This window comes from Streptomyces lydicus (assembly GCF_001729485.1).
In the GTDB taxonomy this organism is placed as follows: domain Bacteria; phylum Actinomycetota; class Actinomycetes; order Streptomycetales; family Streptomycetaceae; genus Streptomyces; species Streptomyces lydicus_D.
In genome coordinates, this window is sequence record NZ_CP017157.1 from 4682569 (window position 1) to 4700613 (window position 18045).

Annotated in this window: 13 protein-coding genes; 3 read left to right on the forward strand and 10 right to left on the reverse strand. The window is 72.4% G+C overall.

What is annotated here, in order from left to right; all coding sequences use genetic code 11:
• Positions 1-35 precede the first annotated feature (35 nt).
• The 4 genes from SL103_RS20315 to SL103_RS20330 all read right to left on the reverse strand — a co-directional run bounded on the left by SL103_RS20315 (position 36) and on the right by SL103_RS20330 (position 5497).
• Positions 36-1334, reverse strand: coding sequence for a four-carbon acid sugar kinase family protein (locus tag SL103_RS20315; RefSeq protein WP_069570398.1), 1299 nt, complete (start codon positions 1332-1334; stop codon positions 36-38).
• A gap of 107 nt (positions 1335-1441) precedes the next feature.
• Positions 1442-2248, reverse strand: coding sequence for a DeoR/GlpR family DNA-binding transcription regulator (locus SL103_RS20320; protein ID WP_069570399.1), 807 nt, complete (start codon positions 2246-2248; stop codon positions 1442-1444).
• A gap of 100 nt (positions 2249-2348) precedes the next feature.
• Positions 2349-2744, reverse strand: a complete 396-nt coding sequence (locus SL103_RS20325) for an SHOCT domain-containing protein (protein WP_069573952.1) — start codon at positions 2742-2744, stop codon at positions 2349-2351.
• Between the two features lie 35 nt (positions 2745-2779).
• Positions 2780-5497: a SpoIIE family protein phosphatase/ATP-binding protein gene (locus SL103_RS20330; RefSeq protein WP_069570400.1), complete on the reverse strand. Its 2718-nt coding sequence runs from the start codon at positions 5495-5497 to the stop codon at positions 2780-2782.
• Between the two features lie 448 nt (positions 5498-5945).
• Between SL103_RS20330 and SL103_RS20335 the strand changes: the two genes are divergently transcribed.
• The gene (locus SL103_RS20335; RefSeq protein ID WP_069570401.1) at positions 5946-6284 is read left to right on the forward strand and encodes a hypothetical protein; all 339 of its coding nucleotides are present in this window, start codon (positions 5946-5948) and stop codon (positions 6282-6284) included.
• A 72-nt stretch (positions 6285-6356) separates the two neighbouring features.
• Here SL103_RS20335 and SL103_RS20340 read toward each other — a convergent pair whose 3' ends face one another.
• The 3 genes from SL103_RS20340 to SL103_RS20350 form a co-directional block, all read right to left on the reverse strand.
• Complete coding sequence (locus SL103_RS20340) at positions 6357-7592, reverse strand: MFS transporter (RefSeq protein WP_069570402.1); 1236 nt, start codon at positions 7590-7592, stop codon at positions 6357-6359.
• Between the two features lie 359 nt (positions 7593-7951).
• Positions 7952-9418: an APC family permease gene (locus tag SL103_RS20345; protein ID WP_069570403.1), complete on the reverse strand. Its 1467-nt coding sequence runs from the start codon at positions 9416-9418 to the stop codon at positions 7952-7954.
• A 389-nt stretch (positions 9419-9807) separates the two neighbouring features.
• Positions 9808-11892, reverse strand: coding sequence for a SpoIIE family protein phosphatase (locus tag SL103_RS20350; protein WP_069570404.1), 2085 nt, complete (start codon positions 11890-11892; stop codon positions 9808-9810).
• A gap of 445 nt (positions 11893-12337) precedes the next feature.
• On the opposite strand from SL103_RS20350, the gene SL103_RS20355 reads away from it, so the two are divergent.
• Positions 12338-13885, forward strand: a complete 1548-nt coding sequence (locus tag SL103_RS20355; RefSeq protein WP_069570405.1) for an AMP-binding protein — start codon at positions 12338-12340, stop codon at positions 13883-13885.
• A 55-nt stretch (positions 13886-13940) separates the two neighbouring features.
• Here SL103_RS20355 and SL103_RS20360 read toward each other — a convergent pair whose 3' ends face one another.
• The 3 genes from SL103_RS20360 to ligD all read right to left on the reverse strand — a co-directional run bounded on the left by SL103_RS20360 (position 13941) and on the right by ligD (position 16862).
• Entirely contained in the window at positions 13941-14234 is a 294-nt protein-coding gene (locus tag SL103_RS20360; protein WP_069570406.1) for a hypothetical protein, read from the reverse strand.
• A gap of 153 nt (positions 14235-14387) precedes the next feature.
• Positions 14388-15611 carry a PP2C family protein-serine/threonine phosphatase gene (locus SL103_RS20365; RefSeq protein WP_069570407.1) on the reverse strand — a complete coding sequence of 408 codons (1224 nt, stop codon included), beginning with the start codon at positions 15609-15611 and terminating at the stop codon, positions 14388-14390.
• Between the two features lie 237 nt (positions 15612-15848).
• A complete protein-coding gene (gene ligD / locus SL103_RS20370) occupies positions 15849-16862 on the reverse strand; it encodes a non-homologous end-joining DNA ligase (protein WP_069570408.1) in 1014 nt (337 codons plus the stop codon).
• 110 nt (positions 16863-16972) lie between these two features.
• Here ligD and SL103_RS20375 point away from each other — a divergent pair, with 110 nt between their 5' ends.
• A complete protein-coding gene (locus SL103_RS20375) occupies positions 16973-18040 on the forward strand; it encodes an ATP-dependent DNA ligase (protein ID WP_069570409.1) in 1068 nt (355 codons plus the stop codon).
• The last annotated feature ends 5 nt before the right edge of the window (positions 18041-18045 follow it).

Consider the following 18045-nt stretch of genomic DNA (forward strand, 5'->3'; position numbering starts at 1 on the left):
CGTGCGTACGGTGTGCGGCGCGGCGCCGGGGCGGTTCACCGGCTGCTCACAGCGGTGCGGAGGGTGTGCCGGGTGCAGGCCGCGCGCAGGTGCTCCAGGCAGTCGCGGGCGGCGTCGGGCCCGCCGATCAGGCCGCCCTTGGTGGCGAACGGCAGTCCGTCGTGCGGGCCGCCCACCAGGTGGCCGGCGATGGCGAGCGGCAGTACCTCGGCCTCGATGGCGAAGCCGTCGGCGCCCAGTGCCGAGGTGACGGTCGCGGCGACATCGCCGCCCGACGCGTACAGCCCGCCGGGGCTCAGCTCGGCGACCGCGCGGTGGGTCACCTCGGCAAGGCAGCGCAGCAGGCGCGCGGCAGTGTCGGGATCGGGCGCGGGGAGCGGTTCGCCGGATGCCGTCGGGGTCGGCGGGGCCACCCGGACGCCCAGGACCGTGGCCCCCTCCCCCGCCGCCTGTCGCAGCGCCGCGAGCACCCGGTCGGCGTCCGGGGCGGCGGGGTCGAGGTCGGCCCACCGGGCCCCGAGCGCGGTTTCCGTACGGGCGAGCTGGGTGCGGGTGCGGTCGGTGACGCTGCCGACGACGGCCAGGATCCGGGCGGGAGCGCCGCCTCGGGGCCGCAGTCCCAGCTCGGCGGCGAGTGCGGCGCCGAACGGGCCGGAGTCCAGGGCGACCCAGCGGACGGCGTCCTCGGCCGTGAGGCGGGCGGCGGCCACCGCGAGCGTGCGCAGATGGGCGTTCTCGGTGGCGTCGCAGACCACGATCTCGGCCGGGTTCGCGCGCAGGGCGGCGGCCACCGCGGCCGGGCCGCGCTCGACGACGTCCAGCGTCAGCTCGCCCGTGGTCCGCCGGGTCTGCGCGCCGAGCACGGTGGCCACCCGTGAGTGCCGTACGGGGTCGAAGGGGTCGCGGGCGACGGCCGTACGGGTCAGCGGTACGCCGTCGACGAGGTGCAGGCCGCCGACCGTGCTGCGGCCGGCGTCGGGGAAGGCGGGCACGGCCAGTGTCCGGATCCGGGCCGAGGGGTCGCGGGCGGCTGCGAGGTCGAGCACCGCGTCGAGTTCGCTGCCGGGGTTGCCGCGCAGGGTGGTGTCGACGCGTTTGACGATCAGGGGTGCCCCGCCCGCCGTTTCGGCGACGGCACGGACGGCGGCGTAGGCGCGGGCGGAAGTCCAGTGGCGGGAGGCGGTGTTGACGACGAGCACGTCCACCCGGTCCGCATAGCGCTCGACATGGGGAAGTGCGCTGACGGTGACGGCCCGCAGACCGAGCCGCGCGTAGAGCGCGCCGGTCGCGTTGGCGCCGGTGAGGTCGTCTCCGATGACGAGCACCTGGGCCACGAGGTCTCCTCCCGTCGGCTCGGTGCCGTCACCGGCCCCGATACCACTGATGAGCGAACCGCGCATTTTTGATTGCGCGATCCACGCAACTCGTGGCCACAGACTGGCTACTCGTCGAGCGGGCTGTCAAGGGGGGTGCGGGGCCCGCCCCCGGCGGCGCGGACCGACCAGCCCGCGTCCGCGAACGCGTCCAGCAGCCGGTCGCCGCCGCCGGAGATCAGGCCCGTGCCGGCCGGCATCGCCGCCCAGTGGGGAAAGCCCCCCTCCCCGCCGAGCTTGGAGTGGTCGGCGAGCACCCAGGCCGCCCGGGCACAATCGGCCATCGTCTCCTTCAGGGCAGCCTGGTCGGCGTCCGGGCAGTTGATCCCCCTGCGGGGGTCGAGCCCGTCGACCCCGAGGAAGGCGAGGTCCGGGGTGAGCCGGCGCAGCGCCTGTTCGGTGCGGATGCCCAGCAGCGATTCGTTCGGGCGCCGCAGCCGGCCGCCCAGCACCACGACCTCCACCCGCGCGTCGGCCAGCTCGACCAGCGTGGAGAGCCCGTTGGTGACGACGGTGATGTCGGTGCGGTCGCGCAGCTCGTGCGCCAGCCGGGCGACCGTGGTGCCCGCGTCCAGCAGGACCACGTCGCCGCTGCGGACCAGCGCGGCGGCGGCGCGGGCGATGGCGTCCTTCGCGGTGCGCTGCGCGCGCTCCTTGTCGTGCCAGGAGCGCTCCACCGCGCGGTGGTCGACCGCGCCGCCGTACGTCCGGGTGATCCGCCCGTCCGCGGCCAGCGTCGCCAGGTCGCGGCGCACGGTGGACAGCGAGACGTCGAACTCGGCCGCCAGGTCGTGCACGCTGATGTCGCCCGCGCCGAGCAGCTCCACCATCCGCTCACGCCGGCGCCGGGTGGCCGAACGCTCCCCATTGGTCACGGCTTCCACCTCTCAAGTTGCGCGATTCACGCAACTTGAGATTAACAGCCGACGGCTCCCCCGAGGGGAGACCCGGTCCGGCGGGTCCGGCGGTGAGCCGTCAGGTGAGCACCTTGGCCTTGGCCTTCTGGAACTCCTCCTCGGTGATGTCCCCGTGCGCCTTCAGATCGGCAAGCTTGGCCAGCGCGTCCGCGTGCCGGGCCGACTCGTCAGCCGTTCCGGCGGTCTCCCGGATGTAGCTCCGCAGTTGCTTCTGCTGCTGCTCGGCCCGGGCGACCTCGCGTTCCGTCATGCTGCGGCCCCGCGCGAGCACGTAGATGAAGACGCCGAGGAACGGCAGCACGAGCACCAGGACCAGCCACCCCGTCTTGGCCCAGTTGTTGAGGTCCGAGCTGCGGAAGATGTCCCCGATGATCCTGAACAGCAGGAAGAACCACATCACCCAGAGGAAGATCAGGCACATCGTCCAGAACGCGTTGAGCAGCGGGTAGTCCATCACGGCCTCCTTCGGTCCGCGCCGTGCCGTCACCCTCAAGGATCCTCGCCGTCGGCCTCTCCCGCGACCACATCACGGTCGGGCAGCGTCTGCTCGGTCCAGATGACCTTGCCGCCGGAGGTGTACCGGGTGCCCCAGCGCTCGGCGAGCTGCGCGATCAGGAAGAGGCCGCGGCCGCCCTCGTCCGTGGTGGCGGCCTGCCGCAGATGCGGCGAGGTGCTGCTGCGGTCGGACACCTCGCAGATCAGCGCGGTGTCCCGGATCAGCCGCACCCGGATCGGCCCGGAGGCGTAGCGGATGGAGTTGGTGACCAGCTCGCTGAGGATCAGCTCGGTGGTGAACGCCTCGTCCGCCAGGCCCCACTCGATCAGCTTGCGGACCGCGGCGGCCCGGACCTGGGCCACCGCGGAGGGGTCCGGCGGCACGTCCCAGTCGGCGACGTGCGCGGCGTCCAGCACCCTCGTACGGGCGACCAGCAGCGCGATGTCGTCGCTGGGGCGCTCCGGCAGCAGCGCGCCGAGCGCGGCCTCGCAGATCTCCTCCGGGGCCCGCTCGGCGTGGCCGGTAAGCGTGCGGGTCAACAGCGACAGGCCCTCGTCGATGTCCCGGTCGCGGTCCTCGACGAGCCCGTCGGTGAAGAGGACCAGCCGGCTGTCCTCGGGCAGCGGCTGCTGCCACGTCTCGAACGGCAGCCCGCCGAGTCCGAGCGGCGGCCCGCCCGGCACGTCCGCGAGCTCGGCGATGCCGTCCGGCCGCACGACCAGCGGCTGGACGTGCCCGGCGCGCGCCATGGTGCAGATACCGGTCGCCGGGTCGTAGATGGCGTAGAGGCAGGTCGCGCCGGTGACCGGGGCCTCCGCCCCCTCCGCCCCCTCGTCCTGGTCGATGCGGGTGACGAGTTCGTCGAGGTGCCAGAGGATCTCGTCGGGCGGCAGGTCCAGGTTGGCGAAGTTGTGCACGGCGGTGCGCAGCCGGCCCATGGTGGCGGCGGCGTGCAGGCCGTGCCCCACGACGTCACCGACGACCAGCGCCACCCGCGCGCCGGGCAGCGGGATGATGTCGAACCAGTCGCCGCCGACGCCGCCGAGCCCGCCGCGCCCGGCCTGCGCCGGCAGGTAGCGGTAGGCGGCCTCGACGGCGTTCTGCTCCGGCAGACCGCGCGGCAGCAGGCTGCGCTGCAGGGTGACCGCCATGTTGTGCTCGCGCGTGTAGCGGCGGGCGTTGTCGAGGCTCACCGCGGCGCGGGCGACCAGCTCCTCGGCGAGGGAGAGGTCCTCCTCCTCGAACGGCTGGGGGTTCTGCGAACGCCAGAAGAGGGCCACGCCCAGGACGGCGCCGCGGGCCCGCAGCGGTACGGCGATCATGGAGTGGATCCCGCGCGAGACGATCTTCCTGGCGCGCTGGGGATGCTGCAGGTGCCAGCCCCGGAACGCGGACAGCTCCGGTTCCAGCACCGGCTCGCCGCTGGTGAGCCCGGCACCGAGCGAGGTCGACGGATCGAAACGGATCAGCTCACCGACCGCGTAGAGCCCGGTGTCGGGCGGCGCGCCGGACACCGCGGTACGCCGCATCGTGATGTCCGTGCCGGTGGCCTGCGACGGTTCCTCGCCGGTCAGTACGTCCTCCACCAGGTCGACGGTGACGATGTCGGCGAACCGGGACGAGGCGAACTCCGCCAGTTCCTCGCAGGTGCGGACCACGTCGAGGGTGGTGCCGATCTCGGTACCGGCGTCGTAGAGCAGCTTCAGCCGCCCGCGGGCGACGTCGGCCCGGCCGGTGAGCGCCCGCAGCTCGGTGGTGTCGCGCAGGGTCGTCACGCTGCCGGGCGGCCCGCCGGCCTCGTCGGTCGAGCGCTGGTTGACGGCCAGCAGCCGTTCGCCGACCGGGTGGACCTCATCGGTGACGGCACGGCCGGAGGCGAGCAGCTGGGCGGTGGCGGGGTCGAGGCCGAGCTCGGTGGCCTGGCGCCCCTCGACGTCCGCGGGGAGGTCGAGCAGCCGGCGCGCCTCGTCATTGGCGAGCAGCACCCGGCCGTCGCCGCCGACGATGATCACGCCTTCCCGGACGGCGTGCAGCACCGCGTCGTGGTGCTCGTACATCCGGGTCATCTCGGCCGGGCCGAGGCCATGGGTCTGCCGGCGCAGCCGCCGGCCGACCAGGGCGGTGCCACCGAGGGCGAGCACGAGGACGCCGGCCGCGGCGCCGAAGAGCAGCGGGAACTGGTCGTCGACGACGCCGCTGACCTTCTTGATGGTGATGCCGGCCGAGACCAGGCCGATGACCTTGCCGTCGCTGCCGAAGACCGGCACCACGGCCTGCACGAGCGGCCCGATGGTGCCGACGATCTTCTCGGTGACCACCCCGCCGGCCAGCGCCGGCTGCAGGGTGCCGACGAACTTCTTGCCGATCCGGTTCTTCATCGGATGCGTGTAGCGGATGCCCTGCGTGTTCATCACGACGATGAAGTCGACGCCGGTGCTCTTACGGGCGGCCTCCGCCCGCGGCTGCAGTACCGCGGTCGGGTCGGGACTCTGCAGCGCCGCCTGCATGCCCGGAGCGTTCGCGAACGACTGGGCGACGGCGAGCGAGCGGTGGCGGGCCTCGCGCTCCGAGTCGGACCGGGACTGCAGCACGAGCGCCGCCATGGCGGCGGCGACCAGCACCACCACGATCGCCACCTGCAGGAGAAAGACCTGACCTGCGACAGTTCGCATCCTGAGAACCGAACGCGGGCGGTCGTAGCGTCCGGCCATGTCCTCTTTCTACACCTCCCGCATACGGTGGGCGAGCCGCGCGCTGCGGAGCGCAGCCTCCACTGGAGCCCGTGCCGCACCGGACGGCCTCACGGGCTGTTCGAGGATCGTCCCGTGATCCGGGGCCGGACGCCAGAGGGCGGGACGACCCCCGGGTAGGTTTTACTGCCGCACATATGCGAAGGTCCTTGACGAAGGGGACATAAGCGCCGGTCAGCGGAGCGGTCCGGGCGGCGCGGCCGCGCCCGGTTTCTGGACTGTGCATGTAACTCTCCCCACAGGTTTGAAGCCGTACGGGGTGGGGGAACGGCCGTCGCACGACCCACGCTTCGGCGCAACGTGCCTGGTCAGCGCGGCTCGGCGCGGCCCGGAAGCGGGCCGGGGAGCCACGCGGGGGCCGATCTTGTCGTCGTGTACGCCGGTCCGGCGGTATGAGACGTTCGTGGGCATGCATGTTCCAGAGGAGATCCGTGCCGAGGCGGCCGCGCTCATCGACCACCACGCGCTCGGACTGTGGAAGCCCAACGACGCCGACCGGCGAGCCGCCGTGGCGCTGTTCCGCTTCCTCGAAACCGGGCAGCCCCTCACGGGCGAGCAGCTCCGGTCCGTCCTGGCACACGCAGAACCGTCCGACGGCGCCACCGAGCGGCTGCTGCAGCTGCTCCGGATGACCGCCGCGCTGCTGGACGACACCTCGGCAGCCGAGTCCCCGGCCGGCCGCGACGCCGTCGACCACGTTTGCCTCCTGCTGGACGCCCTGGCGCTGTCCCGGCCCGCGGACCACTGAGCGATGTCCGGAGACCGCTGACGGGGCCGGGCACCCACTGACGGAACGCGGAGCCCGCCGCGTACGGGGGGCTCAGTGCTCCACGCGCCGCAGTCCGCGCACGGCTGGGATCGCCAGCAGCAGGGTGCAGGCGACGAGCGCCATGGACGCGGACACGCACAGCAGCGGCACCGTCCCCGCGACGATCGCGAGCGGCCCCGCCATCGCCTGCCCGACCGGCTTCATCACCAGCGAGCCGGCCGCGTCGTACGCGTGCACCCTCCCGAGGACGTCCTGCGGGATGTGCGTCTGCACGCTCGTGTGGAACATGACGATCCAGAACGCCTGGCCCACGCCGCTCACCCCGTAGCACCCGGCGACGAGCGGCGCGGGCAGGCCGAGCGCGACCCCCAACGGCATGAGCGCCCAGAGGATCATGGAGAGGGCGCCGGCCCGGAGCGGATACCGCGGGCGAAGTCTGATCGCGACGATTCCGCCCACCACGCTTCCCGCCCCGAGCGACGACATGACCAGGCCGAACGTCGTTGCTCCGTAGTCGGTGACCAGCGTGCTGTTGCCGAGGGTCATGGCGGGGCCGGAGCCCGCCAGCTGCCAGAGCATGAAGACGACGATGACACTCCACAGCCACGTTCTGGCCCGGAACTCCCGCCATCCCTCGACGAGATCGGCCCGGAACGACGGGGCGCCGTCCCGCGCGGCCGGCCCCATCGGGACCGAGCGGAGCAGGAGCAGGCAGCTGCCGCTGACCCCGTAGGTCAAGGCGTCGAGGGCGACCACCGCTGCCGGTGAGGAGACCACCAGCAGCAGGCCGGCCAGCGAGGGGCCGATGACGGCCGTGACGGACTCCGCGATGCGGAGGGTGGCGTTGCCCTTCTGTACGTCCTGGGCGATGCGCGGGGTGATGCTGGCGACTCCCGGCTGGAAGAGCGCGCTGCCCGCCCCGACCAGGGCCAGCAGCACCAGGATCTGCCACAGCTGCGGCGTACCCAGCAGGAACAGCAGCGCGAGCACCGCTTGGAAGCACAGCCGGACCGTGTCCGAGACGACCATCAACCGCCGGGCGCCGAGGCGGTCGGACAGCACCCCACCAAAGATGATCAATGCCGCGAACAGGGCCACGAGCGCGGCCAGCGCATAGCCCACCCCGCTCGCCCCGTATCCCGCCCGGAGCACGGCTGCCGTGATCGCGACGGGGAGCATCGCGTCGCCCAGCAGAGAGGTGGTGCGGGCCGCGAAGAACAGCCGGAAGTCCGCCGTCCACAGCGGCGGTTGGCACGAGGTCTCCTTGACTCGCAGGTCATGGGCCATGTCCGAGCCAGCCACCGCTCACCGTCCCCCGTGTGCCGTTGTTCCCGACCAGGGCGACACTTTCCTGCCGCGGACGTCCCTCGGTCAACGGAATATGTCCGCCCCCGCACCGCGTCGCTGCGCCCGCCCCCGCACCACGTCGCTATGCCCGCCCACCCCCCCCCCGCACCGCGTCGCTACGCCCACCGCCGATCCGCATCACTACACCCGCCCACCCCCCGAAGGGGGGTGGGCGGCGGGGAAAAACAGGAGCGGCACGAAGCAGGAAGCCGGAAGCCGGAACACGAAGCCGGAAGCCGCGCGACCGGCCGGTGGCTCGGCCCTACCCGGAAGCCGCGCGACCGGCCGGCGGCTCGGCCCTACGCGGGCGTGGTGGCCGCGAGCTGCGCCTCGACCGGCGCCTGCTCGTCCTCGGGGACCGAGATCACCCAGTGCGTCTCCTGACGGGGGCGGAGGTAGCAGGCCCAGTACAGCGCGGCGACGGCGACGACGGCGCCGGTGATGACGAGGCTCTTGACGCTCTGCTGGTAGAGCACCCAGGCCAGCACCACGATCAGCAGCGCCGGGATCGTCGGCCACAGCGGCATCCGCCAGGCCATCCGGTGCTTGTGCTCGCCGCGGCGCGAGACCAGGGCGCCCAGGGCCACGAAGACGTACATCGCGGCGACCGCCACGCCGGTGACCTCGCTGAGGGTGTCGAGGTTGACGAAGCACAGCGCCGCACCGGGGACACCGACCGCGAGGGTGGCCGCCCACGGGGAGCCGAAGCGCCGTCCGACGTGCGAGAAGACGCGGTTGACGGGGGTCGGCCAGGCGGCGTCGCGGGCCGAGGAGAAGACCACGCGGGAGTTCTGGATCACCATCACGATGGCGGCGTTGATGATCGCCAGGGCGATGCAGAGGCTGACGAAGGTGCCGACACCGGAGTTGCTCCACTGCTGCACCATCCCGGCGACGTCACCGGCACCGAGGGTCTTCAGGTCGGGCGCGCCGAGGGTGATGGCGACCACCGGGATCAGGACGACGGCCGCGCCGATGCCGAGGGTCCACAGCACGGTGCGGGAGACGTTGCGGCGCGGGTTCTCCATCTCCTCGGCGAGGTACACCGCGGTGGAGAAGCCCTGCAGGATGAAGAGCGCGGTGGCGAGTCCGGTCACGATCAGCCCGGCCGTGACGGCCGTGGTGTGCCCGTGCCCGGCGTCGATGACGGGGTGGACGAGCACGGAGGCCGAGCGGTGGGTGTGGGTGAAGCCGAGGAAGGCGACGACCGCGCAGGCCACCACCTCGAGCACCAGGAAGATGCCGGTGATCCAGGCGTTGGCACGCAGGTCGAGCAGGCCCATGGCGGTGGCCAGCAGCATCACGGCGGCGGCGGTGAGCTGCGGATCGAGATGGATGATCGGTGCCAGATAGTCGGCGGTGCCGAGCGCGATGATGGGCGGCACGATCATGACGACGATCAGCGAGAGGACGAAAACCAGCCATCCGGCGAGGCGCCCCATCAGGGTGCCGACCATGGCGTACTCGCCGCCGGAGCTGGGGATCAGCGTGCCGAGTTCGGAGTAGGTGAAAGCCACCCCGATACACAGCAGGCCCGCGATGGCGATGGTGAGCGCGGTGCCGGTGCCCAGGGTGGCGAACGAGTCCGGCACGATCACGAAGAGCGAGGAAGCCGGCGTCAGGCACGAGAGCGTGAGCAGGGTTCCGCCCACCACGCCGATCGATCGGGTGAGTTTGGGGGCGTGGGCAGCGTCCCCTTCCGCTGCACTACGGGTGTCCCGCGGCGATGCTGCGGTGGCAACAGGCGTGTACGGCATATCGGTCATCCGTATCCCATCGGTGCTGGCGGAAAGAGGGCACTTACGGGGAAGTGCGCCGTTCAGCGGCGTGAACCCGGCTGCTCACAGGCGCCGCTTTTGGTGACCGAATAAAACCCCTGCCGTCGACCGACGTCAAGGTCTTGTTAACAGGGTGAGACAACGAAATCCGTAGCTGTTGAGCAGGCAAATACCCGTATCCATGTCATGGGTGCCGAGTGAAAGCGGATTTCGCGGCCGGGGGAAGCGCGTAGGGGATCCGGCCACGGTGTCCTGAAAGGCACCGTCGAATCCGTTGCGGTACGGCCGGACCGCGGGCGAAGTTCAGGGACGAAAGTGCGGTCCGGACTCCGTGAGGGCACCGTCCGGGCTTCCGGAGTGGACCTCCGGCGGCGCGCTCACTCCGCCGGGCCGTGGACCCGGGCGATGAGCAGGGCGACGTCGTCGTGCCCGTGCTCGTCGCGCAGGGCACCCAGCAGGCGGTCGCACAGCCGCTCCAGATCCGCCTCGGGCTCGGCGAGCAGGGCGAGCAGCTTGTCGAGGCGGACGTCGATGGCCTGCTCCCGGGTCTCGATGAGCCCGTCGGTGTAGAGCACCAGCTGGTCGCCCTCGCGCAGCGGGACCGTGATCTGTTCGAACGGGACGCCGCCGACGCCGAGCGGGGCTCCGGTGGGCAGGTCGAGCAGCTCGGGCGGCCGGCCGGGACGTACCAGGACGGGCGGCAGGTGCCCGGCGACGGCGATCCGGCACAGGCTGCGGCGCGGGTCGTAGACGGCGTACAGGCAGGTGGCGAAGGCCGGGTCGAGGCCGCCCGCGATGTGGTCGAGATGGCTGAGCACCTCGGCGGGGTCGAGGTCGAGGTCGGCCAGCGCGCGGGTGGTGGTGCGCAGCTGGCCCATGGTGGCGGCGGCGTTGATCCCGCTGCCCATCACATCGCCGACCACCAGGGCGGTCTTGGCGCCGGCCACCGGGATGGCGTCGAACCAGTCGCCACCGACCTCGCTGGCCGCCTGGGCGGGCTGGTAGCGGTAGGCGATCTCCATCGCCTCGGGCTGCGGCGGCCGGTGGTTCATCAGGTGGCGCTGGAGGGTGAGCGCGGTGCGGCGTTCGCTCTGGTACGAGCGGGCGTTGTCGATGCAGACCGCGGCCCGCGCGGCCAGCTCGACGGCGAGCACCGCATCGTCCTCGTCGAAGGGCTCGGCGTTGCGTGCGCGGTAGAGGGAGAGCGCGCCGAGCACCTCCCCACGGGCGATCAGCGGCACCGCCAGATAGGAGTGGACCCCGGCCTCCCCCAGGAGGTCGGCCCCCGCCTGGTCCGCGGCGATGTGTGACAGGTCCTTCTCGCCCACCTGGGCGACGCGGACCGGGCGGGCCTCGGTCACACAGCGGGTGATCAGCCGGTCTGCCTCGTAGGAGGCGATCTGACCGGTGGGGTCGGCAGCACGTATCGCGTCGGTCTCGTACGCGGTGGCCACCGCGAGCGCGCGGAAGCGGGCGGGGCCGCCGCGGGACAGCGCGGTGGGGCGCCGGCCGTCCAGGACGGCGTCGAGGACGTCGACCGCGGCCATGTCGGCCAGTTCGGGCACGATGACATCGGCCAGCTCGTGGGCCGTCTGGTCGACGTCGAGGGTGGTGCCGACGGTGGCCGAGGCATCGGCGATCATGGCCAGCCGCCGGCGGGCGCGGGCCGCCTCGGTGGCGGACCGGTGCTGCTCGGTGACGTCCACGACGGACGTGGCCAGGCCCAGCACCCGGCCGTGGGCGTCCTCCAGCCGGTAGTAGGACACCGACCACGCCTGATCGGCGTGGGGGTCGGCGGCGGTGCAGCCGACGGTGTACTGGTCGAGCAGCGGCCGCCCGGTGGCGAGGACCTCCTCCATCCGGGAGACGATGACCTCGGCGTCGAGGAAGGACAGTGCGTCGCGGACATGGCGGCCGATGTGCTGCTCGGCGGGCAGGTCGTTGATCCGCTCCAGCGCCGGGTTGACCATGACGAAGCGCAGCGCGGTGTCCAGGACGGCCAGGCCGATCGGCGACTGGGCCACCAGCCGCACGGACAGCGCCAGGTCCCGTTCGACGCGGCGCAGCACGGCCTGGTCGGTGGCGATGCCCAGGGCGTAGGACCGGCCGTGCTCGTCCGTCAGGCGCATGTTGCGGAATTCGACGAGCCGGGTGCGGCCGTCCTTGTGCCGGATCGGGAAGACCCCGGCCCAGCTCCCGCCCCCGGACATGACCTCGGCGAACAGGCGCAGTACGAGCTCGAAGTGCTCGGGCGGGACCAGCAGCTGGGCGGCCGGCTGGCCGAGTGCTTCCGCCGCGGTCCAGCCGAAGAGTGCCTCGGCCTGCGGGCTCCACAGGGTGATCCGTCCGTCCGCGTCCAGCATCACGGCGGCGACGCCCAGCACGTCGAGCAGGCCGCCGGGCTGTCCCGGTGTGGCCCCTACCGGGGTGGCACCCTCGGGGAACGCGTCGGTCGCACCCATCCAGGCACTCCTTCCGCCGGTCACCGCTGACCGACAGCCGTGGCGCTCTCCGTACATCGGCCGATTCTTGCCGTACTTGTGTTGCCCTCCATCATCTCCCGACACGGGACGGCCCCGCAGGGAGAGCGAGAGCCGCAGGGCAAGGGCGTCCCGTGCGCGAGGGAGCATTATCCGCCGCGGTGCGCAGGTCGGCGACCTTGTTGACGATATTCGGGGCGACGATTCCGGCCGGGCTACGGACGCGGGTGGAGCGGCCGACGGCCTTGCGGGACAAGGGCCGTGGCCGTGCGCGGCCGGCGGGCGAGGTCACCGCGGCACCCTCCGACTTGGGAAAGTTGATCTCCAGCGACTACTCTAGTTTTTGTTGCCTCTAGCAACTAAATATCGTTATCGCGCTCCGGCGGCAGGGACCGCGTCCGCCGGCGTCAGGAGGAAGCCCGCCATCATGTCCAACACCGACCGGACGTTCCGCACCTACGTGGAGGAGAATCTCGATGCTCTTAGCGCAGACCCGGCGCGTGAGGCCCTGGTCCACCAGGGACGCCGGGTAACGGCCGGCGAGTTCCGCGCCCTGGTCCACCGCCTCGCGCGGGCGCTCAGCGCCCGCGGCGTCGGCCGCGCGGACACCGTCACCCTGCTCAGCGGCAACCTCCCGGAGACGCTCGCCGCCCGCTACGCGGCCAACCTCGTCGGCGCCCGGGTCAACCACCTCTACAACAAGCTCTCCGCCGAGTCCCAGGCCCACATCGTCCGCGATGTCGAGACCCGCGCGCTGATCGTCGACCCGCGGCTGAGCGAACGGGCGGCCGAGATAGTCGAGCTGGCGCCGGTGCCGGAGGTCCTGGTGCTCGGCCCCGCCAAGGTCGGCGCCGATCTGCTGGAGCTGGCGGCCGGCCAGTCCGACGCGCCGTTCGCCGGCCGGGCCGAGCCCGGGGACGTGTGCACCATCCGCCACACCGGCGGCACCACCGGCCACCCGAAGGGCATCTGCACCACCTTCGAGCAGACCCGCTGGTTCCACGGAGTCCTGCCGGAACAACCGGAGTTCGAGCGCCGGCAGCTGGTCTGCACGACCCTGGCGCACGCCGCCGGACTGATGGCCGACAGCACGCTGCAATCGGGCGGCACGGTCGTGCTGCTGGACGACTTCGACCCCGGCACCGTGCTCGCCACCATCGCCCGCGAGCGCATCACCGACATGTTCCTGATGCCGCCGCTGCTCTACCAGTTGATGGACCACCCGGACGCACCGGACACCGACACCTCCAGCCTGCGGATGCTGACGTACGGCGGCTGCCAGGCGTCGCCGGCCCGGATAGCCGACGCGGTGCGGGCGTTCGGCCCGGTCCTGCTCCAGGGGTACGGGCAGAACGAGGCCGGCGGCATCAGCGTCCTCACCCAGGAGGACCACGACGTCGACCGCCCCGACCGGCTGCGCTCCGCGGGGAAGGTGCTGCCCGACGTCGAGGTGGCGATCCGCGACGAGTCGGGCCGCGATCTGCCGCCCGGCGAGCACGGCGAGGTCTGCGTGCGGTCCGCGATGATCATGAAGGGCTACTGGAAGCAGCCGGAGCTGACCGCCGAGGTGCTGCGGGACGGCTGGCTGCACACCGGCGACGTCGGATTCCTCGACGACGAGGGCTACTTGACCATCGTCGACCGGATCAAGGACATGATCGTCGTGGTCGGCGGCCATGTGTACACGACCGAGCTGGAGGACCTGCTGAACTCGCACCCGCAGGTACTCCAGAGCGCGGTCTTCGGCGTCCGTGACGCCGACCGCATGGAGCGGGTGCACGCCACCGTCGTCCGTCGTCCGGGCAGCGACGTCGACGCACAGCAGCTGTGCGAGATGGTCCGCGCCGCACGCGGGGCGATGTACGAGCCGGCCCGGATCACCTTCGTCGACGCGCTGCCGCTGACCGATGCCGGAAAGCCGGACAAGAAGGAGCTGCGCCGGCGGGCCGAGCAGGAGGCCGCCGCGGCCGGATGACGCAGTGGGGCCGCCGCAGCTGAGCGCTGCGGCGGCCTCGCTGGGCTACTGCTGATCAGAGCAGGCCGAACAGGCCACCGAACCCGAAGGGTCCGAAGCCGTTGCCGAAGCCGTTCCCGTAGCCGCCGTAGCCGCCGAAGCCGCCGTAGCCGAAACGGTCGAAGCGGTCGAAGCGGTCGAAGCGGTGGTGGCAGTGGTGGTGCCGGTGGTGGTTGCGACCATTGTGGTCGTAGCTGGCCGACTGAGCGACCGGCCTCTCGGGGGCGGCCGAAGCCACACCGGCGAGCGGGACAACGGTGGCGGCGGCGATGGCCGCGGCGGCCACGGAACGGCCTATGATCTTGCGCATTGCGTTCTCCTGTTTGGCAGGAAATCTGACATTGCGATGAGTACCGCGCCGGGCCGCAAACCCCGCAGACACGGCGAACAGCCACTCCAACAGCCCCAAGAATTGCTCCACTCGTGGCAATGAAAAGGCAAAGTGATGTCGCGTTCTCCGTGTTCAGAGACGGATGACGACGAGCGCGGTGTCATCGGTGGCTCCACCGGGCGGCAGCAGCTCGGCCAGCAGCGCGTCGGCCAGCGTCTCGGCATCGGCGCCCCGGTGCCGGGCCAGCGAACCGGCCAGCCGGGCCAGACCGATGTCGATGTCCTCGCGGCGCCGCTCGATCAGACCGTCCGTGTAGAGCACCAGCACCGCGTCGTCGGTGAAGGGGACGGTCGCCTCGGGGCGGTCCACATGCTCCGGCCGTGCCCCCAGCGGCGGGTCGGTCGCGCGGTCCAGCAGCTCGACGGTGCCGTCCGGGTGCAGCAGGGCCGGCGGTGGGTGCCCGGCGCTGCTGTACGCGATGGTGTGGGTGGTCCAGTCGATGATCGCCTGGGCCACCGTGGTCGATTCCGCGCCCTCCACGGAGCGCGCGTAGATGCCGAGCACCTCCAGCGCCCGGGCTGGGCCGTCGGCGACCAGGGTCGCGGCGCTCAGCGCACTGCGGAGCTGTCCCATCACACCTGCGGCGCCCAGCCCGTGGCCGACGACGTCACCGACGGCCACCGCCATCCGGTCGCCGGGCAGTTCGGCCAGGTCGTACCAGTCACCGCAGACGTTGAGCGCGCCGATGGCCGGCCGGTAGCGGACCGCCGCCCGGTGGTGCCCCACGGGGCGGGGCCTGGGCAGCATCGCGTCCTGGAGGGCCAGCACCACCTGGCGCTCCCGGGCGTGCGAGGCCCGCAGCCGGTCGTTGAGCTCCTGGAGTTCCTGGGCCCGGACGTAGAGTTCGGCCGCCATCCGCTCCCGGTCTCCGTGATCCCTGGCACCGGCCCGGACGATCTCCGTGACATCCTCGACCCGGTGCACGATCAGCCGGACCCGGCCGTCGGCGTCGAGGACCGGCGAGTTGACCGGGCTCCAGTACCGCTCCTGGAACACGCCGGGCCGGCCGGGGGCCTCGATGTCGTACCGCTGCAGCGCCATGGTGTCGCGCTCGCCGGTGGCCACCACCCGCTCCAGGGACGCCAGCAGATTGCGCGTGCCGGACGCGTCGGGGTCGGCGGGGTTTTCGGGGAAGACGTCGAAGAGGTAGCGGCCGATCAGCTGGTGGCGGTCCCGCCCGGCCCGGTGCAGCAGGGTCTCGTTGACGTCGCGGATGACGAACTCCGGGCTGAGCAGCAGCAATCCGCCCGGCAGCACCCGGAACACCGCCTCGTAGTCGATCGGTGTCCCGTTCACGTGCGGTCCGTGCCCGCCGGGGCGGCTCCCCGGGCCGCCCCGGGCCCGCCGTGCGCCGCCGCTGCGTTCCTGTCCTTCGCCACGTGCGCATGATCCCGTCCGGACGCCGGACGCGCATGCCGGGCGAGGGCGCCCGTGTGTCGGCCGGCGGACGGACGGCCGGGCCGGCCCCGACGCGCGGCGAGGACGGCCGGTGCCGCCGTTCGGGTCCGCCGGCACCGGACGCGCCGGCCGGACTCAGCGCTTGCGGGCCCGGCTGGGCTGTACCCGGGCCGGCTCCCCCGGCATCTTCGGGTGGTCGGGCGGATAGGGCAGATCGCCCAGGCCCTCCTCCGCCGTGTGCCGGTCCGCGAGCTCCAGGACGGAGTCCAGCCCGAAGGCGTGCTCGGCCATGTCCGCGTGCACGTCACCGAGTTCGGCGAAGCGCGGCGGTACGGTCCGCAGGTCGAAGTCCTCGGGCGCGGCATCGGACAGCTCCTCCCAGCGCAGCGGGGTGGAGACGGTGGCGCGGGGGCGGGCACGCAGCGAATAGGCCGAGGCGATGGTGCGGTCCCTGGCCATCTGGTTGTAGTCGACGAAGACCTTCTCGCCGCGCTCCTCCTTCCACCAGGCCGAGGTCACCAGCGTCGGCATCCGGCGCTCCATCTCCCGGGCCAGGGTGATCGCGGCCCGTCTGACCTCGGTGAACGTCCAACGGGGACGGATCGGCACATAGACGTGCACGCCTCGGCCGCCGGAGGTCTTGGGCCAGCCGCGCAGCCCGTGTTCCGTCAGCAGTCCGCGCAGCTCGTGGGCGACCCGGACGGCGTCCGCGAAGTCCGTGCCGGGCTGCGGGTCGAGGTCGATCCGCAGCTCGTCGGGGTGCTCGGTGTCGCCGCGGCGCACCGGCCACGGGTGGAAGGTCAGACAGCCCAGGTTGGCCGCCCAGACCACGGCGGCGGGCTCGGTGGGGCACATCTCGTCGGCGAACCGCCCGCTGGGGAAGGCGATGCGGGCGGTGGGCAGCCAGTCCGGCAGGCCCTTGGGCGCCCGCTTCTGGTAGAAGAACTCGCCCTGCACGCCGTCGGGGAAGCGCTGCATGGTGGTGGGCCGGTCGCGCAGGCCCCGCAAGACCCCGTCCGCGACGGCGAGGTAGTACTGCGCGACGTCCAGCTTGGTGAAGCCGCGCTCCGGGTAATAGGTCTTGTCCGGGTTCGACACGCGCACCGTGCGCCCCGCGACGTCCAGCTCGACAGCTCCGCCTCCGGCCATGCCTCCACGCTAGGTTGCGGCCGTGGGCGGCGCGCGCCGGGAGCGTCCGCCCCGGCCGGGTGCGGTCCCCCGCCGCGCGGTACCCGGCCGCAGCCCTCAGGATCGGGACCATGGACCTGCCCGTCATGCCCCCGGTCTCCCCGATGCTCGCGAAGCTGGTGCCGGAGATCCCCGCCGGCATGCAGTACGAGGCCAAATGGGACGGCTTCCGGGTGATCGTCTTCCGGGACGGCGACGAGGTCGAGATCACCAGCCGGACCACGAAGCCGCTCACCCGGTACTTCCCCGAGGTGATCGCGGCGGCGCGGGAACAGCTGCCGGCGCGCTGTGTCGTCGACGGGGAGATCGTCATCGCCCACGACGGGCGGCTGCACTTCGAGGAGCTGCTGGAGCGCATCCACCCCGCGGACTCCCGGGTCCGTACCCTCGCCGCGCGCACCCCCGCCTCCCTCGTCGCCTTCGACCTGCTGGCCCTGGACACCCGGGCACTGACCGCCGAACCGCAGTCGGCGCGCAGGGAGGCGCTGGTCGAGGCGTTGCGGCCGGCCCGGCCACCGGTGTACACGGCGCCCGCGACGACGGACCAGGAACTGGCGCGCCACTGGTTCACCCAGTTCGAGGGTGCCGGGCTGGACGGGGTGGTGGCCAAGCCGCTCCATCTGCCGTACCGGCCCGGCGACCGGGCCCTGTACAAGATCAAGCATGCCCGGACCGCGGACTGTGTCGTCGCCGGCTACCGGCTGCACAAGAGCGGCCCGGTGGTCGGCTCCCTGCTGCTGGGCCTGCACGACGCCGAGGGGCAGCTCCAGCATGTCGGCGTGTGCGCCTCCTTCCCCATGGCCAGGCGGCGCGCGCTGGTCGAGGAGCTGGAGCCGCTGCGGCTGGACGACGTCACGGAGCACCCGTGGGGGGCGTGGACGGACGAGGCGGCGCACGCGTCGCGGCGGATGCCCGGCGGGCCCAGCCGGTGGAGCGGCGGCAAGGACCTGTCGTGGGTGCCGCTGCGGCCGGAGCGGGTGTGCGAGGTCGCCTACGACCACATGGAGGGCGACAGGTTCCGGCACACCGCGCAGTTCCGCCACTGGCGGCCCGACCGTACGCCGGAGAGCTGCACCTACGACCAGCTGGAGGAGCCGGTGGGCTACGACCTGGGAGAACTGCTGCACGACGACCGATGAGGGCC

Coding starts and splice junctions, on each gene's coding strand:
- ligD (WP_069570408.1), bottom strand. CDS start 16,862: ATGGCCGGAGGCGGAGCTGTCGAGCTGGACGTCGCGGGGCGCACGGTG.
- SL103_RS20325 (WP_069573952.1), bottom strand. CDS start 2,744: ATGGACTACCCGCTGCTCAACGCGTTCTGGACGATGTGCCTGATCTTC.
- SL103_RS20345 (WP_069570403.1), bottom strand. CDS start 9,418: ATGACCGATATGCCGTACACGCCTGTTGCCACCGCAGCATCGCCGCGG.
- SL103_RS20355 (WP_069570405.1), top strand. CDS start 12,338: ATGTCCAACACCGACCGGACGTTCCGCACCTACGTGGAGGAGAATCTC.
- SL103_RS20335 (WP_069570401.1), top strand. CDS start 5,946: ATGCATGTTCCAGAGGAGATCCGTGCCGAGGCGGCCGCGCTCATCGAC.
- SL103_RS20360 (WP_069570406.1), bottom strand. CDS start 14,234: ATGCGCAAGATCATAGGCCGTTCCGTGGCCGCCGCGGCCATCGCCGCC.
- SL103_RS20330 (WP_069570400.1), bottom strand. CDS start 5,497: ATGGCCGGACGCTACGACCGCCCGCGTTCGGTTCTCAGGATGCGAACT.
- SL103_RS20340 (WP_069570402.1), bottom strand. CDS start 7,592: ATGGCCCATGACCTGCGAGTCAAGGAGACCTCGTGCCAACCGCCGCTG.
- SL103_RS20350 (WP_069570404.1), bottom strand. CDS start 11,892: ATGGGTGCGACCGACGCGTTCCCCGAGGGTGCCACCCCGGTAGGGGCC.
- SL103_RS20375 (WP_069570409.1), top strand. CDS start 16,973: ATGGACCTGCCCGTCATGCCCCCGGTCTCCCCGATGCTCGCGAAGCTG.